Raw genomic sequence first — 23049 nt, 5'->3', positions numbered from 1 at the left:
CCGGCACGGCCGGCCCTTTTTCCATGAACACTCCCGAACAATCCCAGCTGGGCAAAAGCTCTGCCTACATCGACCAGTACGCCCCCTCGCTGCTGTTCCCCCTGCCCCGCGCGCCCAAGCGCGAGGAAATCGGCATTCAGGGAAGCCAGATGCCCTTCTTCGGCGCCGACCTGTGGACGGCGTTCGAACTGTCCTGGCTCAACCTGCGCGGCAAGCCGCAGGTGGCTCTCGTGCATTTCACGATCCCCTGCGAGACCCCCAATCTCATCGAAAGCAAGTCGTTCAAGCTCTACCTCAACAGCTTCAACAACACCCGCCTGTCCGACGCTGCCGAAGTCCAGGCACGCCTTCGCACCGACCTGGCCGAAGCGCTATGGCGAGGCAGCGAGCAAAAGGGCAGCATCGGCGTGAAGATCATCGGCCTGGACCGCTTCGACCAGGAAATGGTGCAGGAACTGGACGGCCTGCTGCTGGACCGCCTGGACGTGGAATGCACGCAGTACCAGCCCGCCCCAGAGCTGCTGCACGCCAACCACGAGGAAGCGCCCGTCACCGAGACCCTCGTCAGCCACCTGCTCAAGAGCAACTGCCTGGTCACAGGCCAGCCCGACTGGGGCAGCGTGCAGATCCGCTACAGCGGCGCGCAGATCGACCAGGAAGGCCTGCTGCAATACCTGGTGAGCTTCCGCAACCACAACGAATTCCATGAGCAATGCGTGGAACGCATCTTCATGGACATCTGGACCCGCTGCCGCCCCATCAAGCTCTCGGTGTACGCACGCTACACGCGCCGTGGCGGCCTGGACATCAACCCGTTCCGCACCAGCCATCCTGGCGCGCTGCTGGCCAACGTGCGCTCTGCACGGCAGTAAAAGGACGCGGCCGGCCATCCTCAGGCCGGCCGTCATTTCAAGCTTTTCACCGGCATGCCGACGCCGCAGCGGCATGCCCGCACTCCTGCCCATCGAGCCCCGCGCCCAGGCTCCTGTCGGCGGCCCGCACCTGAATTCTGAAAAACAGGAATCGTCCTGCATCGATTCAGATTGACTTTTCAGATCACCCAATTTGAGCCTATTTCGCCTCGATTTATCTGCCACGGATGGATCGTCGAAAACACGGAATTCATTAAATAGCTTGCTATTGAAATGGCAGCAAAAATCTCCGTCGATGCATTCAGAAACATCGTCAGGAGTTGTCTTAGAGACAAGCGAGAAAAAAGTTCATAGGCTTGGCGGCACAAGAAATGACTTCAGGCAGCAATGAATCGCCGCCTGAAAGTCAGGCATAGGCAGGTGCCTTTTTCCTGCCAATGCCCCACGCAGAACTGTCCTGGCGCACAGCGCCAAAGCGGCAGTCCACCGCCAACCTTGAGGGAGAGACCATCCATGCATCGCTTTCATTCAGCGCCTTGACGCAGTGCGCTGACGCCAAGGCCCTGTGCCTGGGCAAGGCTGATTCCCTGCACATGCGCAATTCGGAAGAACCGCCAGCCACCGCCCTGGTGCCCGCTTATTCATGAATTGCGTTTTCCCTTTTTCCCGTTTTCTGCGATGCACGGCTGCGGCCCTGCGTCTGCCTGCTCACGTCCCTACAGATTTCTTCCACCAGCACAGGAGCTTTTGCATGACCACCTTCAATACATCACTGCAATCTCGCAAGCAACGCGGCCAAGGCATGACCGAGTACATCATCATCGTGGCCCTGATTGGTGTGGCCGCCATTGCCGTCTACCAATACTTTGGCCAAACCATCCGCGCCCAGACATCGGGCATCGCCAACGAAGTCGCGGGCAAGTCCGCCAAGGAGGCCATCAAGGACGCAAAAGCCGCCGCCGGCAATGCCGATATAGAGCGCAAGGAAAAAGGCCTCGACGCCTACGAGAACAAGTAAGCGGGCCTGCTCATGTGCACCATCACCACCCTGCGCGGCGGTCGGATACGGAGGCGGGACGGGCAACGCGGGCAGGCACTGATCTACGGCATCTTTGTCCTGATCGGTGCACTGGCCTCGCTGTTCTTTCTGTTCAACACCGGCCAGCTCTCCCAGGAAAAAACCAAGCTCGTCAGCACGGCCGATGCCGTGGCCTACAGCGCCGGCGTGATGCACGCGCGGGCGATGAATTTCAAGGCCTACGGCAATCGCGCCCTGATCGCCAACGAGGTGCTGGTGGCGCAGATGGTGAGCCTGTCCTCGTGGGCGCAATACGCACAGACCCACGCGGAGAACCTGCCCACGCAGTTCCCCGAATGTGCTGACTACACCGGTTGGGGCGCATTGATCGGTGCTGCATTCCACTACAACGAGATGTACGCGATCATGTGCTACGCCACCGTGCAGTACGCGGGCCAGTACATCCAGCAGATGGCCAAGATGGTGCCGTCGCTGGCATTCGATACGGTCACAGCCGTGGAGGCCAACAAACAGGCAATACAGAAGGCGCACAACCTGCTGCACGCCCGCTCCTACCTGCAGAGCATTCGCCGCAGCGTTATGCAGGACGTGGCCCAGGCCAACTACGCGGGCGACGGCAGCGTGAAGGTGCTGCCCCTGGGCCCTGGCATCGCCGTGGCGCTGACTGACGACCTGGATGGATTTACCCAAAGCTATACCGGCAAGGACCGGGGCCGCATGGCAGAGCTGGCCGTGTATGCGGCCCACAGCGACAGATTCACCAAGGAACGCGTCTGGACGGCCGAGGCAGAAGTGCCCGGCCCAGACGAGATCTGCATTGCGAGAGAGCGCAAAAGCGAGGTGCGCCGACGCGGCGGCACCGAACTGGTCAACTACGACGAGTGGATCGCCGAAGACACTGAGTCCTTCTGGCGCGCCCAGCGAAGGGGTGGACTCATCCCACGCTGCCGGCTCAGGGAGGAGCCCATTGCCTGGGGCGAACAGCAGGCCCATCCCGAGGATCAGGATGATTCAGGCGCCTGGTTGGGAGGTGCGCGCACCAACGCAAAGGCGTCCAGCCAGGCCTCATCCAACAAGTGGCGCCAATACACCGGCCTGCCCAGCTACTACGACCTGAGCCAGCCGCAACTGGACAAGAACGACCCCACGCTGCGGTTCAGCGTGCGCCTGTCGCGGGCGCACAGCCAATTGCGCACCTCCGATAGCGCCAGCCAGATAACCAGCACTTCAGACAGCCGCATCAACGCCTATCAGAGCCAGGTCGCCCAAGGCGAAATGGTGGCCGTTGCCACGTCCGAAGTGTTCTTCGAACGCCCTCTGGCACAGCGTCAGAACCGCTATGGCGCAAGCCAGGGTCTCCCCCTGGAGCTGCCCAGCCTGTTCAACCCGTATTGGCAGGTGCGCCTGATCCACTCCCAACCCGATGTACTTGGCCAGCAGATGCGCCAGCGAGGGCTGATCCCATGAACCTCCTGAACCGCGCCCGCTACCCAAGGCGGCAGGCAGGCCAGGCCCTGGTCGAATTCCTGGCCATGGCAGCGCCCCTGCTGGGCCTGTTCCTGCTGATGCCCATGATCGGCAAGTACCAGGACATTGCCCATGCCACCCAGATGGCCAGCCGCTATGCGGCCTTCGATGCCACGGTGCACAACGACGCGGCAGGCAGCTCCAAGCCGCCTGCCCAACTGGCAGCCGAAGTGCGCAGGCGCTACTTCAGCCGCCCCGATGCCCCCATCAAGACGGGCGACACGGCAGGTGATTTCGACGCGCACCGCAATCCGCTGTGGACGGACCCTGCAGGCAATCCGCTGATCCCGCGTTTTTCAACCATCTCGGTCAGCTTTGGCGAAAGCCAGTCCACAGCGCACAGCAATGCCTTCAAGGCCAGCAGGGACGGCGTGCCATTTCGCATAGTCCCCCTGGCCAGCCACACACAGCTTGACCTGCGCGCCCAGGGCATATACCGCGCCAACATCTCCGTGCCCCTGGCCAACCTGCCCGCAGGCATCCAAAGCTACACCCCCTTCGACCAACTGAACCTGCGCGTCACACGCCACACCAGCGTGCTTATCGAGCCCTGGGCCTCGCGCTCCGTGGAGCAGACCATGGATCGGTTCGGCCGGCTGGCGCCGCTCAACAGCCTGTTCTCCCCGGTGGAGACGCTGCTGGATGTGGCCATACCGGTCTTCGAGTTGATGGAAGTGCCGGCCCCCAAGTTCGGACGCCTGGACCGGTGGCAGGACATCGTTCCGGCAGACAGGCTGAGGGCCGAATGATGACAACGGCCCGCATGCTCCGCTCCATCTGCCTGGGCCTGCTGACGCCAGGGCTCACCCATGCCTTGGCCCAGGCCAACTGGCCCGAGATCCCGCTGCCCGAACACGCCAGGAGCTACCACATCGGCCAGCAGATGGACCTGGACGGCCTGCCCATGCGGCTGACCGGCTTCGCCACCCGCAGCACACCCCGGCAGACCGGCGACTGGTTTGTTCGCACCCTGGGCCAGCCCCTGATGGACGACCAGCGCGATGGCCAGCGCATTCTGGGCCGCGCCCAGGGCGAGCACTACCTCACCATCCGACTGGAACCCGCCCCCGACGGCGGCACGCGCGGCCTTGTCGCTGTCACCCACCTGCGCGCAGCCTTGCGCAGCAAGGCCCGCAGCCAGGAGGAAAGAGCCCGATGGCGGCGCCTGCTGCCAGCGGGAACCGAGATCGCCAGCCTGCTGAACACCCAGGACGGTGGCCAGCTGTCCACCCATCTCGTTGCCACGAACAGGCACGGCGAGGCGCTCAATGCGCAACGCCTCACTGCGGCGCTGCAGGAGCAGGGCTATGCGCTGGAACGCCGCTTCGACGCCGCCACAGACACCAAGGCCCACGCGTTCGGCTCTGAGACCGGCGCCATCACGGTGCTGATGCGCGGCCCGGGCAAAGAGGCGACGGCCGTCATTTCCCGCAATGCGCTGGGCCTCACCAGCATCGTTCTCGTCACCAGCGTGGCGGTGGAGACCGCGCCATGAAGCTTGCCCATCGCCTGCGCGGCCAGTCCTCGGTGGAGTACGCCGTGGTCTGCGCGGCCCTGGCCTTCGCGCTGGGCGTCGGCATGGTGGACAGCAACAGCGTGCTGCACCAGTTGCTGCTCGCCCTGCAGGCTGCCTACCAGAAGTTCAGCTTCGCCCTCTCCCTGCCCATTTGACCCGTCAGCCATGAACTCCGCACTCGCCCGAATCACCGCCCTGCGTCCCAACAAAACCTGGGTCGCTCTTGCCATGGCCCTGGCCATCGGCCTGGGCGCAGCCGTCATTGCACGCAGTTACCTGCATCGCCAGATGGAGGCCATAGAAGCGCGCGGAAAAAGCAAAACCCGGCCGCTGATCGTTGCCAAGCGCAATCTCAGCAAAGGTGATCCCATCTCCAAGGAGACCATTGCCGTGCGCGACGTTCCCCATGACTACGCGCACTCGCTGGCCATCGGCCCCGAGGATTTTTCCCGCATTGCAGGCCGCGCGCTGGAGCATGGCATGCAGCACGGCGACATCCTGCTGTGGAACCTGCTCGAAGGCGACAAGGTGCCGACCTTCTCGGCCCGCATCGAGGTCGGACGGCGCGCCATCACCGTGCATGTGGACGAGATCAACTCCATCTCCGGCCTGCTGGAGCCGGGGGATGCCATCGACCTGATGCTCACCCTGGATCAGAAAGGCCGCAAGACCACCTTTCCACTGCTGCAGAACGTCCAGGTCATGGCCACCGGCCAGCGGTCCGTGGATGACCCCAGAAGCGGTGAGCGGCGCCAGTACTCCACGGTCACGCTGGACACCTCCAAGGCGCAGGCCCGCAGCGTGATCATCGCGCGCGAGGCGGGAAAGATCACCGCCTTGCTGCGCAATCCCAAGGACTCGGAGGTTGTCGAAGAAGACAGCGCTGCCATGGCCGCCCTGCTGGGCCTGGCAGGCGACGTGCAGTCCCTGATTCAGACAGCGGGCGCAGCGCAATCACCGGGCCGAGCCGTTCCCGTGCTCTATGGCGGACGCCGCATGGACTTCAAGCCCGAAGACCTGCTGCTGCGCCAGGACAAGGCCCACGATGCCGGCGAAGGCCCGCCCGAGGCAGCCGCAGCCCCCACGCCTGTGCAGCCAGCCCTGCAAGCCGCACTGCAACCAGGCCAGGCTCCTCTTTTCCCTGCGTCCTTCCCGATCCAGCCAAGCGCGTTGCCTCGCTGAAGGCGCCTCACCTGCTCCTGCCTTCTTCATCGCTCCATGCGCCTGATCCCAATGTCCATCCGTTCAGCCCACACTGCATCCCTGTCCGCCCGCTCCAGTCCAACGCCCTTTCTGCATGCCTTGCGCTGCGGCTTCGTGCTGACCCTGGGCTGGAGCCTGGCCGGCCCGGCAACAGCCCAGATACCAGAGGATGCAACAAGCTCTGCGCAGTCCCTAGGCATGCCGGGTGGATTCGCGCCCATGCTGCAGGGCGTGCCCAGCCGCGAGGCAGCGGCGGGCCAGCCGTACCGCCCCATACAGAAACCGGACGACCAGGCTCAGGTGCCGGAAATCGAGATGTTCGTGGGCGAATCGCGCGTCTTCCCCAGCCCCGGCGTGGCGCGCATTGCCGTGGGCAATGGCCGGGTGCTGACGGCCGCCGCGCTGGACGAGCGCGAGGTCATCATCTTCGCCAACGAGATCGGCACCTCCTCGCTGTTCGTGTGGAACGCCGACGGCCGATATCAGCGCGTCAAGATCCATGTGGTGCGCGGCGACACAAGCCGCCATGCGCGCGAGATCGCAGCCTTTCTCAGCACCATCCCCAACGCGCGGGCCTCCATCATCGGTGACAAGGTCGTGGTCGAAGGGGACCATCTCAGCGATGTCGATCTCAAGAAGATCGAAGACCTCAGAAAGCACTACCCGCAGATCATCAACTTCACCAACCAGATCGGCTGGGAGCAGATGGTGCTCATGGACGTGAAGGTGGTCGAATTCCCGGTCAATGAGCTGCGCGAATTCGGCTTGCGCTGGACCGCCCAGGGCGGGGCCAGCGTGGGAGGCATCTGGGCGCCGGCGCGGCGCGGCCATCAGCCCGGTCTGGTCATCGGCGTCCAGAACCCGCCAATCACCCCGGACAGCGGTGACAAAGGCCCGCTGCCCCAAGGCCTGAACATCCTCACCGCCGTCAACATGGGCCTGACCGCAAAGCTGGACCTGCTGGCCCGCGACGGAAAGGCCAGCATTCTTGCCCAGCCCCAGCTGTCGGCTCGCAACGGCTCCAAGGCCGAGTTCCTGGCCGGTGGCGAATATCCGTACTCCGTGGCCACGATCTACGGCCCCGTGGTCATGTTCAAGCCCTACGGCGTCAAGCTGCGCATCACGCCGCGCGTGGACCGCAACGGCGTCATCAGGGCCGAGATCGACAGCGAGGTCAGCAACATCGACCCATCGTTCTCCACGCCCTCGGGGCCCGGGTTGAGCACTCGGCGCACCTTCACCGAATTCAACGTCCAGGACGGCGAGACCATGGTGCTGGCCGGCTTGCTGTCGCGCAAGGGTGGCGACAACGTCGACAAGGTTCCCTTCCTGGGAGACCTGCCCGTGCTGGGTGCTCTGTTCCGGTCCCAGCGATTCCAGAACGAAGAGACCGAATTGGTGGTCTTCGTCACGCCCACGGTGATCAACAGCCGATCGCCGGGCCTGCTGCAGCGCGTGGAAGACGCCGGTGCGCGCCTGGGCCAGCGCTACGGTCCCCAGCCCTACCTGACCGAACCCGGCCCTGCGCCCGAGCATCCTCCCCGGCTGGCGCCCCTGCCTGTGGCCAGCGCAAGCGCCAGCATCGCGGCGCCTGTGCAGGAACTCCCCGCGCCAGTGCGGCCCCTGCCCGCACCGGCCACCGCGACCCTGCCCGAACACTGGCCCGCCCTGCCGCACACCGGCAACCCGCTGGCCTCCGCGGCAGCAGCGGACCAGCCGCTGGTCAACCACTGGCGCGTGGTGCATGACGGGCTGGCCTTGCATGCCGAACCTCGGGCGCAAAGCGACACCCTGCTGCAACTGGGCCAAGGCAGTTTCGTGCGTGCCGCACCCGGTTCATCTGCCGCCCACAACCCGCACTCCGGCTGGCGCGCGGTGGCGGTCGCAGCCCTGACGGGCTGGGTGCGCGATGAAAGCCTGCAGCCCGTCGCGCACGTCCCCGGCATGAAGCCCGCACCCGACGGACCCCATGCGCGCCAGGCGCGGCAAGGCCGGGCTCTCACGCCCCATGAATCCGGCGCCACCACGGGCCACTCCGCACCAGGCACCTACCGTGTGGGCCTTGATCGGCTTGCCCTTCGCGTGTCCCCCGACATCAACGCCCCCGTCCTCCAGAACCTGCCCGTGGGCAGCCTTGTGCAGGTGCTGCCCCAGGCCCCGCAGGCCCAGTTCTCGGCCGTGCGCATCAATGACCGGCTGGGCTGGGCCGAGACCCAGTGGCTTTCTCCCCTGACCTCCGCAACCGGCAGCCCCCCATGATCGACCTTGAAATCATCCACCCCGACGGCCGGCACCAGCCGTTGAGCGTGCCCGATATGTGCTCCATCGGCAAAGGCTCCCAGTGCGAAGTCCGCCTGGACAACTGGCGCCTTGCCAAGGAGCATGCACGCCTTTTCACCAGCCCCTCGGGCGTGCTGATCGACGACGCAGGCAGCTTCGGCGGCGTGCTGGTCAACGGTCAGCGCATCACCGCCCAATACGGCCCGCTGCAAAACGGCGACCTCATCGGCATTGGCCCGTTCCAGTTGCGCATCCTGAACAGCGGTGAAGAGCCGCAAGCCGCGGCTTTTCCTGTACCGGCCGCAGCGCATGCCGCCACCACAGCGCCCATGCAGAGCACACAGGACACGCCGCTGGCAGCGCCTGCCGACGCGCCCGAGCCTGCGGCAGCCGAGCCCGGGGACGCCCACTTGCAGGCGCTGCAATTCGAATGGCGCAAGCGCCTGCACACCAAGCTCATCGACACCATGGACCTGCGCCGCCATGACGTCTCCAGCATGTCCGACGAACACCTGCGCGCCGAGGCGGACCGGCTCATCGCCAGAACGCTGCAGGACATGGACGACGAGATACCGGCCCAGCTGGACCGCAACGCGCTGCGCAGGCAGGTTCTGGACGAGGCCGTGGGGCTGGGGCCGCTGGAGGAATTGCTGGCCGACGAAACGGTCAGCGAAATCATGGTCAACCGCTTCGACGAAATCTATGTCGAGCGCGCGGGGCGCCTGCAAAAGCATGCCCTGAGCTTCACCAGCGATCGCGCCGTCATGGGCGTGATCGAGCGCATCGTGGCACCGCTGGGCCGGCGCATCGACGAATCCTCGCCCATGGTCGATGCACGGCTCAAGGACGGCTCGCGCGTCAACGCCATCATCGCGCCGCTGGCGCTCAAGGGCTCCACGCTGACCATCCGCAAGTTCGCCAGGCGCAAGCTCAATGCCGCCGACCTTGTGCAGTTCGGCGCGCTCAGCCCGGCCATGGCCGACTTCCTGCGCATCTGCGTGGAGGCCCGCAAGAACATCATCGTCTCGGGCGGCACGGGGTCTGGCAAGACCACGCTGCTCAACATCCTGTCCAACTTCATCCCGTCCGGCGAACGCGTGATCACCGTCGAGGACGCCGCCGAACTCAAGCTGGCCCACGAGCATTTGATCAGCCTGGAGTCGCGCCCCGCGAATGTCGAAGGCAAGGGCGGCGTGCCCATCCGAGAACTGGTGCGCAACACCCTGCGCATGCGCCCGGACCGCATCGTGGTCGGCGAATGCCGCGGCGCCGAGGCGCTGGACATGCTCCAGGCCATGAACACGGGCCATGAGGGATCTCTGACCACGCTGCACGCCAACACCCCGCGCGACGGGCTCGCCCGGCTGGAGACCATGGTGCTGATGGCCGGCATGGAACTGCCCTTGGCAGCCATACGCGAGCAGATCGCCAGCGCCGTGGACATCATCGTGCAGCAGACCCGCTTTGCCTGCGGCACACGCCTGGTCACCCACATCTGCGAAGTCAGCGGCATGGAAAGCGGAAAGATCCAGCTGCAGGAGCTGTTCCGCTTTGCCAACAAAGGCTACGCCGCCCAGGCCAACGGCCTGGCCAAGGTGCAGGGCCTGTTCACCGGCTGCGACGTCGTTCCCCACTTCTACGACGAACTGCGCGCCAGCGGCCATGCGCTGGACCTGGACATCTTCCGTCCGGGCGCCGAGAGCGCGGACCTGCATGCCGGAGAGCGGCCATGAGCGGGCTCTCGCCAGACACCGTCCTGGCCCTGATCACGGCCGTGGTCGCCCTCTGCGTCGGTCTGCTGACATGGCTGGCCTTGGACCTGGGAGGCTCCACGCTCAGGCGCTACCGGGCCGGCTTCACGGAGCGCGCCGGCTTTCAGGCCGCGGAATTCTTCCTCTTCATCGACCCGCGCAAACTCTTCCTGGCCAACCTGGCAGTCATGTCGCTGGGCGGCGTGCTGGTGTGGCTGGTCAGCGGCAGCCATCTGCTGGCTGTGCCCGCCTTCTTCGCGCTGGGGCTGCTGCCCCGGCTGCTGTACCGGCACATGCGCAAGCGCCGGCTGCGCAAGTTTGAAGAGCAGTTGCCCGATGCGCTGATGATGCTCAGCGGCGGCCTGCGCGCCGGCATTGGCCTGAGCAGCGCCATCGCCCAGCTTGTAGCCGAATCCCGCCCGCCGCTGAGCCAGGAGTTCTCGCTGATGCTGCGCGAGCAGCGCCTGGGCGTATCCCTGGAACAGGCACTCAATCACCTGAGCCTGCGCGTGCCCACCCAGAGCACCGTGCTCATCACCTCGGCCATGCGCATCGCCAGCGAAACCGGAGGCGGCCTGGCCGAGACCATGGAACGCACGGCCTCCACCGTGCGCAGCCGGCTGCAAATGGAAGCCAAGATCGGCTCCCTCACCGCCCAGGGAAAACTGCAGGCCTGGGTCGTCGGCGCCCTGCCCCTCGTCCTCATGCTCATCCTCGACCGGATGGAGCCTGAAGCCATGTCCATGCTCTGGCACTCCCGCGTGGGCTGGGGGGCGCTGGCCGTGATCGCCTGCTTCGAGGCCATGGGCATCTATGTCATCCGAAAGATCGTCGCCATCGACGTCTGAAGGCCGCACCATGGACTCCAACACCGTGATACTCGCCCTGATCGCTGTGGCAGCCGGACTCAGTGCTGCCCTGGTGGCCTGGCTCCTGGGCCACTCGATGAGCAGCGTTCCCGCCGAGGACCGCAGCTACAAGGATCCGCCGCCACTGGCCCTGCGCATGGTCTGGTGGCCCATCCAGTGGATCAGCCACCACCTGTCGCCCCGGCTCGGAACGGGCAGAACCGCGCAAGCCGTGCAACTGCGGCTGCGACAGGCGGGACTGGACTACGCGCTCAGTCCTGCGCAGTTCATCGCCAGCCGCATCGTCGGCGCCGGGGTGGCCGCGCTGGCGGCCTGGTGGCTGGTCTCCAGCTTCGACGGCCTGCCCCGGGGCGCCGATGGCGGTGTACGCCACATCGCCCTGCCCATCTATCTGCAGGCCATGGCCGCAGGCGCACTGCTGGGCTGGGCCTACCCCGCCATCTGGCTCAGGGATCGCATCGCCGTGCGCCGGCGCGAACTGCTGCGCATGCTGCCCTTCTTCCTGGACATCATCACGCTGTGCGTGGAAGCCGGCCTGAACATGCAGGGCGCCATGACCCAGGCCGTGGCCAAAGGCCCCCAGGGACTGGTGCGCGACGAATTCCAGCGCGTGCTGCGCGATATACGCGCCGGCAAGGCGCGTGCCGAAGCACTGCGCGGCATGGCCGAGCGCCTGAACGAACCGAGCGTCGCCAACTTCACCTCCGCCGTGATCCAGGCAGAGAGCATGGGCATGAACCTCGGCCCCGTGCTGCGGGCACAGGCCGATCAGCGCCGCTCCGAACGCTTCATGCGCGCGGAAAAACTCGCGATGGAAGCGCCCGTGAAGATGCTGTTTCCGCTGATCGCCTTCATCTTTCCCTGCACCTTCATCGTCTTGCTGTTCCCCATAGCGATGAAGCTGCTGAACTCGGGACTGTGATGCAGATGCCGCCCTCCCCCTTCCTGGTGCGCCAGGCCTGCGGCTTCTGGCAGCGCCTTGCCGGCCTCATGGGCCAGGCCCAACCCGCCGCCCGCTGCGCATTGCTCATCGCGCGCTGCACCAGCGTGCACACCTGCTTCATGCGGCAGGCCATCGACATCGTCTACCTCGATCGGCAGGGCCGCATCACCGGCCTGCGTCCAGGCGTTGCGCCCTGGCGCCTCAGCCGGGGCGAACGCGGCAGCAGGCATGTGCTGGAGATGCGTGCAGGCGCCATCGCCTGCCAGGGCCTGGTGTCGGGCATGCAGTTGCAGCCCTGGCCCATCGAAGGTGCCGGGGCTGCGCTGAACGTCTGCGCCTTCACCCCTGACGGGTCCAACTCCTAATGCAACGCCGCGGAGGTGCCCACACAACGCATTGCCCAGAACACACCAAAGTGAATTGCCAGCCGGCCCTGCCGGCCTTCCTCCACTACGCATTGAAAAACCGACGGACATGCACCATCCATCCATCACCTCTCCCACAGACCACGGTGCCACGCACATGCGGCTGACACACCCTTCATCCTGGCTACTGGCCTGCGCCGCTGGTCTGGCCCTGACCGCCTGCGGTGGCGGCTCCGGCAACGAAGGCGGCGCGGGAGACCCAGGCCCCGGAGGCACCGCCAGTTCCGGCGTCTTCATCGCCCCCTCAGGCCCGCTGTGCACCAAACTCAGCAGCACGGGCAGCTGTCTGCAACCCACCTCATCGGCCATTGAGGAGTCTGACCTGATCAAACTCATCACCGATCCCGATGCACAAACGTCGTTGATCGATTTCAGCGGCATGGGTGTGATCCACAACACCACACTCACCTATAGCCAGCAGCCGGGCCAGGCCATCGAAAGCAGTTTCATCTACAGCTCCTACGGCATGGCAAGGCGCGACTTCCAGGTAGGGCGCAACACCTTCATCGTGCAGGGCAGGCAGTACCCGCAAGTCACGCACTACCCGGAGGCGGGCCAGAGCCACTACAAGAACATCAGCGGCGATGCAGGCGTCATCTTCCTCGTAGGACCACCGGACCAGCACGAGGAAGGCATCTGGGGCACCACCTTCTCGGAAGGCCAGAACCTCAGCATGGTCGGCCGCATGCCCAACATGCGCAGCGAAAACACCAACTGGATTTCCGCCATCAGACTGCTCACCGACCAGAGCCAGGCGCCGAGCGAGCCGACCGTGACCTATATCGGCAGTGTCAGCACGCTGGCCGGCACGGCACAACGGCTGGACCCGTACACCACCGACATACTGAACACCGGCGTCAACTACGAGGCGGAATTCAATACGGCCACGGGCAAGCTCACTGGCGTAAAGATCGACTACACAGACCCCAAAAGCCAGAGGCGCACAGTGATGGAAGTGCCAGAGCTGACGTTTGTGAACTCGCAGTTGATCCCTGACTCGCGCAGCCAACGCATCAACGTCGTGCTGGAAGGCCCTGCGAGCGACGTCCGCGCAGATGCTCCACGGCCCGACACACCCCTCACCCGGCAGGACTACACCCTCGATGGCCTCGAAGGCGAAATCACCGGCAAGCAGGCCGAGATCATCCACATCCTCGGCGCCGGCCCCCAGGGCACCATGCAATTGATGCTGATGCGCAAGGACAAGGCCGGACCGGACGTGCCCATCCACATCCCCCTGCCACACCCAAACAGGCCCTGAAGCATGGCCAGCGGGTGGATACAAGCCCGTCCGCCGGCCGCAAACCTGCAGGCATCCTCATGCGCCAGAGCACCTCATTCCGCAGGCCGCGCCAGCGCGGCAGCGCCATGGTCGAGTTCACCGTGGTCGGCCCCATCATCACCCTGCTGGGGCTGGCCCTGCTGCAGTACGGCCTGGTTTTCTTCAACAAGAACCAGATCAATCACGCCAGCTTCATGGCCGCCCGCGCGGGCACCATGGCCCATGCGCGCATGGACGATATCCGCGAGGCCTATCTGCGCGCCATGGTTCCGCTGTATGGCGGTGGCAGCAACAGCACCGAACTGGCGGATGCCAAGGCCAAGGCCAAGGCCGACCTTAAAGACCACCTGCGCATCGACCTCATCAACCCCACGCGCGAGAGCTTCGAGGACTGGAGCGAGCCCCACCTGAAAGAGAAATATGGCGTGCGAGCCATTCCAAACGCCGGCCTGGCGCACCGGGACAAAAAAGACATAGGCAGCAAGTCGGCCCAGAGCGTTCAGGACGCCAACCTGCTCAAGATCCGCGTCACCCACGGCTACGAACTCAAGATCCCGCTGGTGCGCGGCATCTACCAGCACTACCTGCGCTGGCTGGACGACGGCAGCGACCCCTTCCACACCGAACTCATCCAGCACGGTCGACTGCCCATCGTCGCGCAGGCCACCTTGCACATGCAAAGCGACGCTATGGAAAGCGATGCCACGGTATCCATCCCCGACACAGGCAACAAGGGCAATCCGCAGGACCCAGGCCAGCCCGATACATCGGAACCCGGTGAACCGCCCGATTGCGAAACCGTGGGCTGCACCACGGTCGGGCCGCCGGGGCCGGGCGATGAGGGCGATGAAGACGACGGCGGCGATGGCACCGGAGATGGAGGAGATGGAAATGGAGATGGAGGCAATGGAGATGGAAACGACAACGACTGTAAAGGGGCTGACTGCCCCAACTGCACGGGAGACGCATGATGTTGAATAGACCCCATCTCACCCCCCTGCTGGGCAGCGCCCTGCTGTGCATCGCCTCACTGCTGGCCCAGGCCTCCCCCGCAGCCGCCGCCCCCAACCTGGGCGGCGGCTCCAGCAAATGCGACCCCACCGTGCAAAGCTGCGCCCCCGGCACGGGCGGCGGCATCGACCTCGGCGGTGGCGGTGGCGGCTCGGGCGGCGGCACCTGCACCCCCACGCCCGGCGGCAGCCCCTGCGGCGGCGCCGGCCCCGCCACCCAGGGCAACTCCAGCAGTACCAACCAGGGCGCAGGCAACCCCATCCACCTCATCAACGGCAACAAATACCAGCGCGAAGTGGACATGCCCGCCTTGCCAGGCGTGCTCGGCCTGGAAGTCGTGCGCCACTACAACAGCAGCTACAGCCGGGCCTACGTGCCGCCAGGCCTGCTCGGCCGCGGCTGGCTGCTCAGCTACGAGGCCCGCCTGTACGACCACCCCACCAACCTGCAGATCGTGCAGGCCGACGGCACCCGCATCATCTTCAGCAAGCTGCGCGAGCATCCCAGCCTGTGCGCCAGCGAGCAGCCGGGCAACGGCATCGTGCGCATCGAAGGCCAGGGTGCCAAGGCCGCCGAAGCCGGCCCCGACAGGCACTACACCTGGCAATGGATGGACGGGCGCGAGCTGCGCTTCAACCACCGGGGGCGCCTGACCCGCATCAGCCTGCCCTCGGGCGAACAGGTCCGCCTGGACTACAACGCCAAGGGCAACCGCCTGCTCAAGGTCACCGACCCGCAGGGCCGCAGCCTGCGCCTGCACTACGCCCAATCTTCGGGCGAGGGCAGCTTCACCGGCGTGCAGGCCATCGACACCCCGCTGGGCCGCATCGACTACCGCCACGGCAGCGCACCGTTGCCCGGCAGCACCCAGCCCCAGGCCAAGCTGAACGCCAGCCTCGTGCAGGTCAGCCTCCCGTCGGCCGATGGCCAAGCCCCGGTCCAGCGCCACTACCACTATGAGGACCCGCGCCACCCCACCTTGCTCACGGGCATCAGCGTCCAGGGCCAGGGCAGCGACGGCAAGCCCATGGACGAGCGCATCGCCAGCTACGCCTACGGCGACACCGGCCGCGCCATCTTGAGCGTGCGCGGCCCGCCGGACAGCCAGCAGGAAAAAGTCACCCTGGACCTCAGCCAGCCCTGGAAGAACACCCTCACCAACAGCCTTGGGCAAACAACCACCTACCACTACGACACCATCGGCGGGCAATGGCGATTGCTTGAAGTGCGCGGCCCGGGCTGCGCCAGTTGCGGCCCCGGCGACATGCGCTACCGGTACGACGCGCAAGGGCGCCTGACCGAAGCCACGCGGCTCGATCCCGCAGGCCGCCCGCTGGAAGGCACGCGCACCGAGCTGGACCCCTTCGGCCGCCCGCTGGCCGTATACCGCATCGCCTACACACAAGGCCAAGCCCGGGCCCCGCAACTGCAGGTGCGCTACGGCTACGGCAAGGACCCCTGGAAGCAATACGCGCCCGAACTCATCGCCCGGCCCAGCGTCGTGCCCGGGCGCGAACACCAGATCCGCATCCGCTACAACAGCAGCCGCCAGCCGCTGCAGATCACCGAGACGGGCTTCAGCCCATTGGATGCCCAGGGCCAGCCCGCAGGCAATGCGGACGGCGCCACGCCCATCGAACGCAGCACGCGCTACCGCTACACCGAGATCAACGGCCGCAGCGTGCTGGTGGACATCGACGGGCCGCTGCCCACCTCGCTGGCAGGCTATGACGACGGAAGCCCGGCGCAGAACGACCTCACGCGGCTGCGCTGGGACCGCAGCGGCAGCCACGTCACGCGCGTGCTGCAGCCCGATGGCACCGCCGTGGCGCTGGAGCATGACAAGGCCGGGCGCATCATCCAGATGCACAGCCGGGATCCCTCGGCCAAGGAGGACGAAACGGGCTGGCGCACCGAACTGCGCCACGACGCCCAGGCCCGACTGGTGGCCATGCGCAGCCTGGCCCCCGACGCCAGCGTGCTGCAAGAGCAAAGCTGGCGCTACGACGCGCTGGGCCACCTCACGGAAACCGGCACCGGCGGCTGGCCCGGCAACGGGGACAAGACGGGCAATGCCGCCTATGCGGCCCAGAGCCGCCAGCACCATGACGCCCTGGGCCGCCTGCTGTGGAGCGCCGATGTCCGAGGCAGCTTCACACAGCACCGCTACGACACGGAAAGCCGCCTGCTGCAGTCCGGTCGCTACGGTGGCCGCGCCGATGGCGGCAGCCGCCTCATGGCCCAGGTGCAGACCTACCAGCCCGGCGCGCCAGAGCAGCCGCCATCCGCCGCAGACAAGGCCGGCACTGAAACTGCACCGCAGGCACGCCAGTTCTACGACGACTTCGGCCGCAGCGTCGCCACCCTCAGCCCCGACAGCGGCCTGAGCATTCGCGGCTACGACGCCACCGACCGGTTGGTCTCGGGCCGCGACGCCCTGGGCCAGCAGGCGCGCTACGAATACGACCTGCGCGGCCGCATCCTGCGCCAAACCATCACGCAACTGCCGCAAGATGGCGCGCGGCCACGCACCACCACCACCCGCTGGCGCTACCAGGGCCCCAGGCTGGTGGCGCTGGAGCATCCCGAGCAAAGCGAGGCCTGCGAATACAACGACAGGGGCCTGCGCGTGCGCAAGCGCATCACCCGCCATGAAGAAAGCGGTGCAAACGGTGAAAGCGGGGAGAGCAGCCAGCACCACACCCTCCACTACGAATACGACAGCCACGGCAGACTCTCCGCCGCCAGCCTTCCCGACGGCAGCTGGCTGCACTACCTGCGCGACGGCCATGGCCAGATCACCGGCCTGCAGCGGCAGCGCGTGCGCACTCCCTGGCTGCGCTGGCTCAGCCCGGCGCAAACCATTGCCACCGGATTCGAGCGCGACCTGGTGGGACTGCGCAGCTGGCAGGCAGGCAACGGCATCGAGGCCCGCTATCAGCGCAGCCGCGAAGGCCTGCTGGCGCGCATCGTCTACCGCCAGACCGGCAAGAACAACACACGCACTGCCTCTGGCACATCCCATGACTGGATGCTGGGTGCCCGGCCCACCGACATTGCAGAGCAACTGCTAGGCCTGACCCCGGCCCATGCGGCCGAGCCCATGCAAGCCAAGGCACAGGCCACTGCAGCAACTGCCGCGCAAACGACAGCCGAACCGGCGCCCGACCAGCCGGGAGCCCTGGGCCAGCCCACCGACCCCCAAGCCCTGCTGGACATGCGCTACCTGTGGGACAGCCAAGGCAACCTGCTGCTGCGCCAGGACCACTACAGCCAAGCCCCGCAGACTTTGCACCAGGACAGCCATGCCTACGACATGCACGACCGCCTGATCGTCCAGGTCCAGCGCACTGGCCAGGAACTGCGCTCCAGCCGCTACCACTATGACGAGGCCGGCAGGCGCACCCTGGACCAGCAGAACGTGGCCTCCGGCGATCTGCAGGCGGGCACGCGGGCCATCGCCTACCTGCCAGGCAGCCACCGCTGGAGTGCCGAGCGTGCAGCGGACCAGAAAGACACAACCACGCAACGCACCCAGTACAACGCCAACGGCCAGCCCCTGCAGGCAGGCCCGCGCAGCTACCGCTGGGACGCATTGGGGCGGCTGGAACAGGTCAGCGAACAGGGCGCCTCGCTGGCCCGCTACCGCTACAACCACCGGGGCGAGCGCATTGCCAAGCACACCGGCAAGGCCCAAGGAGGCAGCCGGGCGTACCTCTACGAATCCGGCCAACTCAGCGCCGAACTCGATGCCCAGGGCCACATCACGCGCCAGTACATCCACCTGGGCCAGTGGCCCCTGGCCGTCATCGACACGCCCCAAGGCCGCAAGCCTGCGGATGGCCCCGGCACGCTGGGGCGCATCGTGCAGGACCTGGGCACCATCGCGGGCCGCTGGGTGGGCGGCGGCGAACGCCTGGCCTGGCTGCACACCAACCACCTGGGTGCCGTGGAAGCGGCCACCGACACGCAAGGCCAGTTGATCTGGCGTGCACGCTACACGGCGTTTGGCCGGCAGCAGGTGCTGTCCAAGGCATCGGAGCCCGGCTTTGAAATGCCGCTGCGCCTGCCGGGCCAGTACCACGATGCCGAAACCGGGCTGCACTACAACCTGCACCGCTACTACGACCCGGACCGGGGCCAATACCTCACACCCGACCCGCTGGGCACGCCGGATGGGCCCAATCCCTACAGCTATGTGCGGGGCAATCCGCTGCGGTATGTGGATCCGGAGGGGTTGATTCTGTTTGCGTTTGATGGGACCAATAATTCCAATCCACCGCCCGAGGGCGATACTTTGTCCAACGTCTACAAGTTTTATTTGGCGTATGACGAAAAATCAAACGGGGAGAAATGGTACATGAACGGAGTGGGCCGCGATGACAAGGAGGGAAAAATCATCGCACCAAAAAATGACTACAAAGTGGCAACTACCGCACGTGCGCGTGTGGACCATATGCTGAAAAATCTGGATGAATTCCTGGAGGAGCATACGTTTGCAGATGGCAAAAAGGTCAGCATCGATATCGTGGGTTTCAGCCGTGGTGCAGCCATGGGCCGGGACTTTGCGAACCGGGTTGCCACCCGCATCAAAGAACAGCATTGGAAAGAGAAATCCGAGTGCATGGAGCTAAATTTTTTGGGATTGTGGGACACAGTGGCGCAATTTGGCGCAAATGGACTGCACAATGATCAATGGCAACTGGCCATTCCTTCTGAAGTGCGGCATGTTTTCCACGCAGTAGCACTCAATGAGCATCGCTACCTATTCCCAGGAGAGGGCATAAACCGAGGAACTCAACTCGGATTCATAGGCAGCCATGCGGATATTGGCGGCAGCTTTGGGACTGGAGACTTATCTAATGTGGCGTTGAACTGGATCGCTGAGAAGGCAAAGGAAAGCGGTTTGAAAATGAAAAAATGGGATGAAATTGGCAATGAGGCTTGGGGAAAGGTAACAGAGCCAGTTCTCCACGATAAAAGCTACATCTACTCAGATCCACCAGATGACAGCGCCTTTTGCACAAGAGATAACAATGGAAGATCAAAAGACTGTATCCCCAGGAAAAAGCTTAGCCCTGGCGGCATGAGTCATGAAGAAAGTCAACGATTCATCATTTACAGAACCAGACCGGGAATGGATTCAGATGGAGTTTCCCGAATCACCGGAGACATCAACATGAAGGAGTACACCCAATGGCTCAAAGAAAACTATGGTCTTACCGTCGCACTGCAATAGTCTATTTCTGCTCGACAATCGCATCCTCTCTGATTGGTTGTGCGCATCGGAAGCCAGGCTTCGGCTTATCGCTGAAATTTTACAATAAAGGCTCTCGCCCGCTGGTAACCAGAAGATTTGATTTTGACGAAAAACGAGGACCAATACCTGGCTATCTTGGCCCTGGTGGAGGTGGCGCAAATATGAGCTTCATGCCAGGAGACATTAAAGGCGGAGTGCCGAAATCTGTAGAGGCAGAATGGGTTCTTCATAGTGAGGAGTTTCTAGCTTGGTCAAAAAATACTCCAGACAATGAAAGATATTCAAAGGAAAATCGTGAAATCTATAGAAAACTCTGGGCCGCCAATCCCCATTACGTACAGCGCGTAGACCTGACTCCCATTCTGACCCCAGAGCTCATCGCAAAAGTCCAAGCAGACCGGGAGAACACTCAGTTAAAAATGATTGTCATATTTCGAGATGACAAGGTGGAAATCACCGTTGAACCTTATAAGTGGCGATGAATTTCTGCATTCGGAGCAATTCCGCATATGAGAGGCAGGCTGGCGTACCCTGGACCAGCAGGACGTGGCGCCCAGAGCAACGCATCTTGGGCAGCAGCAGGTACTGGCAAAGGTATCGGACAGCGCCTGCCGGGCCAGTACCACGACGCCGAAACCGGGCTGCACTACAACCTGCACCGCTACTACGACCCGGACCGGGGCCAATACCTCACGCCCGATCCGCTAGGCACGCCGGATGGGCCTAATCCTTATGGCTATGTGCGGGGCAATCCGCTGCGGTATGTGGATCGATCCGGAGGGGTTGATTCTGTTTGCGTTTGATGGGACTAATAATTCAAATCCACCACCCGAGGGCGATACTTTTTCCAACGTCTACAAGTTTTATTTAGCGTATGACGAAAAATCAAACGGGGAGAAATGGTACATGAACGGTGTGGGCCGCGATGACAAGGAGGGAAAAATCATCGCACCAAAAAATGACTACAAAGTGGCCACTACCGCACGTGCACGTGTGGACCATATGCTGAAAAATCTTGATAAATTCATGGAGGAGCATACGTTTTCAGATGGCAAAAAGGTCAGTATCGATATCGTGGGTTTCAGCCGTGGTGCAGCCATGGGCCGGGACTTTGCGAACCGGGTTGCCACCCGTATCAAAGAACAGCATTGGAAAAAGGAATCCGCTTGCGTTGGGCTGAATTTCTTGGGTTTATGGGACACAGTGGCGCAATTTGGTGCAAATGGGCTACACAATGATCAATGGCAACTGGCCATTCCTTCGGAAGTGCAGCATGTTTTTCATGCAGTAGCACTCAATGAGCATCGCTACCTGTTCCCAGGAGAGGGCATAACCCGAGGCACTCAACTGGGATTCATAGGAAGCCATGCAGATATCGGTGGCAGCTTTGGCACCGGAGATCTATCGAATGTGGCGTTGAACTGGATCGCTGAAATGGCAAAAGAAAGTGGTATCACTATGAATGATTGGAAGGATGTGGGAGATGCAAAATGGGGCAAGGTAACAGAGCCAGTTCTCCACGACAAAAGCTATATCTATTCTGATCCTCCCGAAGACAGTGCCTTTTGCATAAGAGAAAACAATGGAAGAGCAAAAGATTGTGTTCCCAGAAAAAAGCTCAGTCCTGGTGGCATGAGTTCTGAGGAAAGCCAGAAATTCATCATATACAGAACCAGGCCGGGATTGGATTCAGATGGATCTTCGCGCATCACCGGTGACGTCAACATGAAGGAGTACGCCCAATGGCTCAAAGAAAATTATGGACTGACCGTCGCGCTGCAATAAGATATTGCTGCGCGACAATCGCTTCGTCTCTGATTGGTTGTGCGCATCGGGAAACAGGCTTCGGCTTATCGCTGAAATTTTATAATAAAGGTTCTCGCCCGCTGGTAACCAGAAGATTTGATTTTGACGGAAAACGAGGGCCAATACCTGGCTATCTTGGCCCTGGTGGAGGTGGCGCAAATATGAGCTTCATGCCAGGAGACATTAAAAGCGGAGTCCCGAAACTCGTAGAGGCAGAGTGGATTCTTCATAGCAAGGAATATACCGCGTGGTCAAAAAGCACATCCCGCGAGGAAAAATACACCATTGAAAATGAAAAAATCTATGAACAACTATGGGCTGCAAACCCTCATTACATACAGCGCGTAGATTTGACTCCCATTCTGACTCCAGAGCTCATCGAAAAAGTCCAAGCAGACCGGGAGAACACTCAGTTAAAGATGATTGTCATATTTCGAGATGACAAATTGGAAATCATCGCCGAACCTTATAAGTGGCGCTAAACAGAAGCAGTTACTCAGAAAATCAATAAGGGACATATGCAGGAAAATAAACTCCAGCCCATCCATGACGATATGGATGCAAACCCCGTAAGACAGGCGTACAACAGCCATGCCAGAGTCAGTTCGGACAACGGTATGCCCGAGACTGCAGCAGAGCCGCCCACCATGCATCGTCGCCCCATCGCCGCCCGGGAGCATGGCTGGGCGCGGGCATTGAGCTCTGCGCTGGCGCGGTGTGCGATCACGCCCAACCAGATCTCTGTGTTCAGTGTTCTGTTTGCAGGAGCAGGCGCCGCCATGCTGGTGTGGATGCCGACGCCCATGGGGTGGCTTGGCTGCGCAGCCTGTGTGCAATTGCGCCTGCTGTGCAATCTGCTAGATGGCATGGTGGCCGTGGAAGGGGGCAAGCAAACCCCAACCGGCACGCTCTACAACGAGTTTCCCGATCGGATAGCAGATTCGCTGCTGCTGCTGGGCCTGGGCACTGCAGCTGGGCAGTCCTGGCTGGGATGGTTGGGCGCCCTGCTGGCTGCCTTGACCGCCTATGTGCGGTTAACGGGCGCCAGCCTGGGTCTGGAACAGGATTTTCGCGGCCCGATGGCCAAGCAGCATCGCATGGCGGTGCTGACAGCGGCCTGCCTTTTGGCCGCAGGCCTGGGCCTGCTGGGCCACGAAGTTGCTGGCCCCATTCTGGGCACTGCAGCCTGGGGCATAGCACTCGGAGCCCTCTTGACCTGTGTTGCCCGCACCCAGGCGATCGCCAGGCTGTTGAAAGGGGACTGA

20 protein-coding genes are annotated in these 23049 nt (G+C 63.5%); all 20 read left to right on the top strand.

Annotation, left to right across the window (positions count from 1 at the left end; all coding sequences use genetic code 11):
- Positions 1–23 precede the first annotated feature (23 nt).
- A complete protein-coding gene (queF, locus tag G4D77_RS23565; RefSeq protein WP_213757746.1) occupies positions 24–872 on the top strand; it encodes an NADPH-dependent 7-cyano-7-deazaguanine reductase QueF in 849 nt (282 codons plus the stop codon).
- 751 nt (positions 873–1623) lie between these two features.
- Positions 1624–1890 carry a Flp family type IVb pilin gene (locus G4D77_RS23560; protein WP_034363829.1) on the top strand — a complete coding sequence of 89 codons (267 nt, stop codon included), beginning with the start codon at positions 1624–1626 and terminating at the stop codon, positions 1888–1890.
- Positions 1891–1902: 12 nt separating this feature from the next.
- Complete coding sequence (locus tag G4D77_RS23555) at positions 1903–3378, top strand: pilus assembly protein TadG-related protein (RefSeq protein ID WP_046987435.1); 1476 nt, start codon at positions 1903–1905, stop codon at positions 3376–3378.
- The gene (locus tag G4D77_RS23550) at positions 3375–4187 is read left to right on the top strand and encodes a S24/S26 family peptidase (protein WP_126310827.1); all 813 of its coding nucleotides are present in this window, start codon (positions 3375–3377) and stop codon (positions 4185–4187) included. The genes G4D77_RS23555 and G4D77_RS23550 overlap by 4 nt, the downstream gene beginning before the upstream one ends.
- A 14-nt stretch (positions 4188–4201) precedes the next feature.
- Positions 4202–4933, top strand: coding sequence for a hypothetical protein (locus tag G4D77_RS23545; RefSeq protein ID WP_227740929.1), 732 nt, complete (start codon positions 4202–4204; stop codon positions 4931–4933).
- Complete coding sequence (locus G4D77_RS23540; RefSeq protein ID WP_016447814.1) at positions 4930–5109, top strand: hypothetical protein; 180 nt, start codon at positions 4930–4932, stop codon at positions 5107–5109. Before G4D77_RS23545 ends, G4D77_RS23540 begins: the two co-directional genes overlap by 4 nt.
- A 10-nt stretch (positions 5110–5119) precedes the next feature.
- Entirely contained in the window at positions 5120–6136 is a 1017-nt protein-coding gene (gene cpaB, locus G4D77_RS23535; protein WP_016447815.1) for a Flp pilus assembly protein CpaB, read from the top strand.
- A gap of 51 nt (positions 6137–6187) precedes the next feature.
- A complete protein-coding gene (locus tag G4D77_RS23530) occupies positions 6188–8416 on the top strand; it encodes a secretin GspD/PilQ domain-containing protein (RefSeq protein WP_250134230.1) in 2229 nt (742 codons plus the stop codon).
- Positions 8413–10170 (top strand): TadA family conjugal transfer-associated ATPase, encoded by a 1758-nt coding sequence (locus tag G4D77_RS23525; protein WP_016451159.1) that lies wholly within the window; start codon positions 8413–8415, stop codon positions 10168–10170. The genes G4D77_RS23530 and G4D77_RS23525 overlap by 4 nt, the downstream gene beginning before the upstream one ends.
- Entirely contained in the window at positions 10167–11036 is an 870-nt protein-coding gene (locus tag G4D77_RS23520; RefSeq protein ID WP_016451158.1) for a type II secretion system F family protein, read from the top strand. Before G4D77_RS23525 ends, G4D77_RS23520 begins: the two co-directional genes overlap by 4 nt.
- Positions 11037–11046: 10 nt before the next feature.
- On the top strand, positions 11047–11979 hold the full coding sequence (locus tag G4D77_RS23515; protein ID WP_154833681.1) for a type II secretion system F family protein: 933 nt from the start codon (positions 11047–11049) through the stop codon (positions 11977–11979).
- 5 nt (positions 11980–11984) lie between these two features.
- Positions 11985–12365, top strand: a complete 381-nt coding sequence (locus G4D77_RS23510) for a DUF192 domain-containing protein (protein WP_223275333.1) — start codon at positions 11985–11987, stop codon at positions 12363–12365.
- A gap of 157 nt (positions 12366–12522) precedes the next feature.
- A complete protein-coding gene (locus G4D77_RS23505; protein ID WP_026062979.1) occupies positions 12523–13686 on the top strand; it encodes a hypothetical protein in 1164 nt (387 codons plus the stop codon).
- 59 nt (positions 13687–13745) lie between these two features.
- On the top strand, positions 13746–14678 hold the full coding sequence (locus G4D77_RS23500) for a TadE/TadG family type IV pilus assembly protein (protein WP_154833680.1): 933 nt from the start codon (positions 13746–13748) through the stop codon (positions 14676–14678).
- Positions 14678–19957: an RHS repeat-associated core domain-containing protein gene (locus G4D77_RS23495; RefSeq protein WP_284071106.1), complete on the top strand. Its 5280-nt coding sequence runs from the start codon at positions 14678–14680 to the stop codon at positions 19955–19957. Before G4D77_RS23500 ends, G4D77_RS23495 begins: the two co-directional genes overlap by 1 nt.
- Positions 19915–20460 carry a hypothetical protein gene (locus G4D77_RS30925; RefSeq protein ID WP_227469494.1) on the top strand — a complete coding sequence of 182 codons (546 nt, stop codon included), beginning with the start codon at positions 19915–19917 and terminating at the stop codon, positions 20458–20460. Before G4D77_RS23495 ends, G4D77_RS30925 begins: the two co-directional genes overlap by 43 nt.
- Positions 20461–20487: 27 nt before the next feature.
- Positions 20488–20781: an RHS repeat-associated core domain-containing protein gene (locus G4D77_RS23485; RefSeq protein WP_080649843.1), complete on the top strand. Its 294-nt coding sequence runs from the start codon at positions 20488–20490 to the stop codon at positions 20779–20781.
- Entirely contained in the window at positions 20741–21763 is a 1023-nt protein-coding gene (locus G4D77_RS23480) for a T6SS phospholipase effector Tle1-like catalytic domain-containing protein (protein ID WP_227740923.1), read from the top strand. The genes G4D77_RS23485 and G4D77_RS23480 overlap by 41 nt, the downstream gene beginning before the upstream one ends.
- On the top strand, positions 21721–22266 hold the full coding sequence (locus tag G4D77_RS30920) for a hypothetical protein (protein WP_227740921.1): 546 nt from the start codon (positions 21721–21723) through the stop codon (positions 22264–22266). Before G4D77_RS23480 ends, G4D77_RS30920 begins: the two co-directional genes overlap by 43 nt.
- 36 nt (positions 22267–22302) lie before the next feature.
- Complete coding sequence (locus G4D77_RS23470; RefSeq protein WP_154833679.1) at positions 22303–23049, top strand: CDP-alcohol phosphatidyltransferase family protein; 747 nt, start codon at positions 22303–22305, stop codon at positions 23047–23049.

This window comes from Delftia sp. WY8, from assembly GCF_018437695.1.
Classification (GTDB): Bacteria; Pseudomonadota; Gammaproteobacteria; order Burkholderiales; family Burkholderiaceae_C; genus Comamonas; species Comamonas tsuruhatensis.
This window is presented reverse-complemented; position numbering and strand designations above follow the sequence as displayed.

Bases quoted from the DNA above. Each gene is read 5' to 3' on its own strand.
- G4D77_RS23470 (WP_154833679.1), top strand. From the start codon at position 22,303: ATGCAGGAAAATAAACTCCAGCCCATCCATGACGATATGGATGCAAAC.
- G4D77_RS23520 (WP_016451158.1), top strand. From the start codon at position 10,167: ATGAGCGGGCTCTCGCCAGACACCGTCCTGGCCCTGATCACGGCCGTG.
- cpaB (WP_016447815.1), top strand. From the start codon at position 5,120: ATGAACTCCGCACTCGCCCGAATCACCGCCCTGCGTCCCAACAAAACC.
- G4D77_RS23515 (WP_154833681.1), top strand. From the start codon at position 11,047: ATGGACTCCAACACCGTGATACTCGCCCTGATCGCTGTGGCAGCCGGA.
- G4D77_RS23495 (WP_284071106.1), top strand. From the start codon at position 14,678: ATGTTGAATAGACCCCATCTCACCCCCCTGCTGGGCAGCGCCCTGCTG.
- G4D77_RS23555 (WP_046987435.1), top strand. From the start codon at position 1,903: ATGTGCACCATCACCACCCTGCGCGGCGGTCGGATACGGAGGCGGGAC.
- G4D77_RS23485 (WP_080649843.1), top strand. From the start codon at position 20,488: ATGAGAGGCAGGCTGGCGTACCCTGGACCAGCAGGACGTGGCGCCCAG.
- G4D77_RS23505 (WP_026062979.1), top strand. From the start codon at position 12,523: ATGCGGCTGACACACCCTTCATCCTGGCTACTGGCCTGCGCCGCTGGT.
- G4D77_RS23510 (WP_223275333.1), top strand. From the start codon at position 11,985: ATGCCGCCCTCCCCCTTCCTGGTGCGCCAGGCCTGCGGCTTCTGGCAG.
- G4D77_RS23545 (WP_227740929.1), top strand. From the start codon at position 4,202: ATGCTCCGCTCCATCTGCCTGGGCCTGCTGACGCCAGGGCTCACCCAT.
- G4D77_RS23550 (WP_126310827.1), top strand. From the start codon at position 3,375: ATGAACCTCCTGAACCGCGCCCGCTACCCAAGGCGGCAGGCAGGCCAG.
- G4D77_RS23500 (WP_154833680.1), top strand. From the start codon at position 13,746: ATGCGCCAGAGCACCTCATTCCGCAGGCCGCGCCAGCGCGGCAGCGCC.
- G4D77_RS23530 (WP_250134230.1), top strand. From the start codon at position 6,188: ATGTCCATCCGTTCAGCCCACACTGCATCCCTGTCCGCCCGCTCCAGT.
- G4D77_RS23540 (WP_016447814.1), top strand. From the start codon at position 4,930: ATGAAGCTTGCCCATCGCCTGCGCGGCCAGTCCTCGGTGGAGTACGCC.
- G4D77_RS30920 (WP_227740921.1), top strand. From the start codon at position 21,721: ATGGCTCAAAGAAAATTATGGACTGACCGTCGCGCTGCAATAAGATAT.
- G4D77_RS30925 (WP_227469494.1), top strand. From the start codon at position 19,915: ATGGCTCAAAGAAAACTATGGTCTTACCGTCGCACTGCAATAGTCTAT.
- queF (WP_213757746.1), top strand. From the start codon at position 24: ATGAACACTCCCGAACAATCCCAGCTGGGCAAAAGCTCTGCCTACATC.
- G4D77_RS23560 (WP_034363829.1), top strand. From the start codon at position 1,624: ATGACCACCTTCAATACATCACTGCAATCTCGCAAGCAACGCGGCCAA.
- G4D77_RS23525 (WP_016451159.1), top strand. From the start codon at position 8,413: ATGATCGACCTTGAAATCATCCACCCCGACGGCCGGCACCAGCCGTTG.
- G4D77_RS23480 (WP_227740923.1), top strand. From the start codon at position 20,741: ATGTGGATCGATCCGGAGGGGTTGATTCTGTTTGCGTTTGATGGGACT.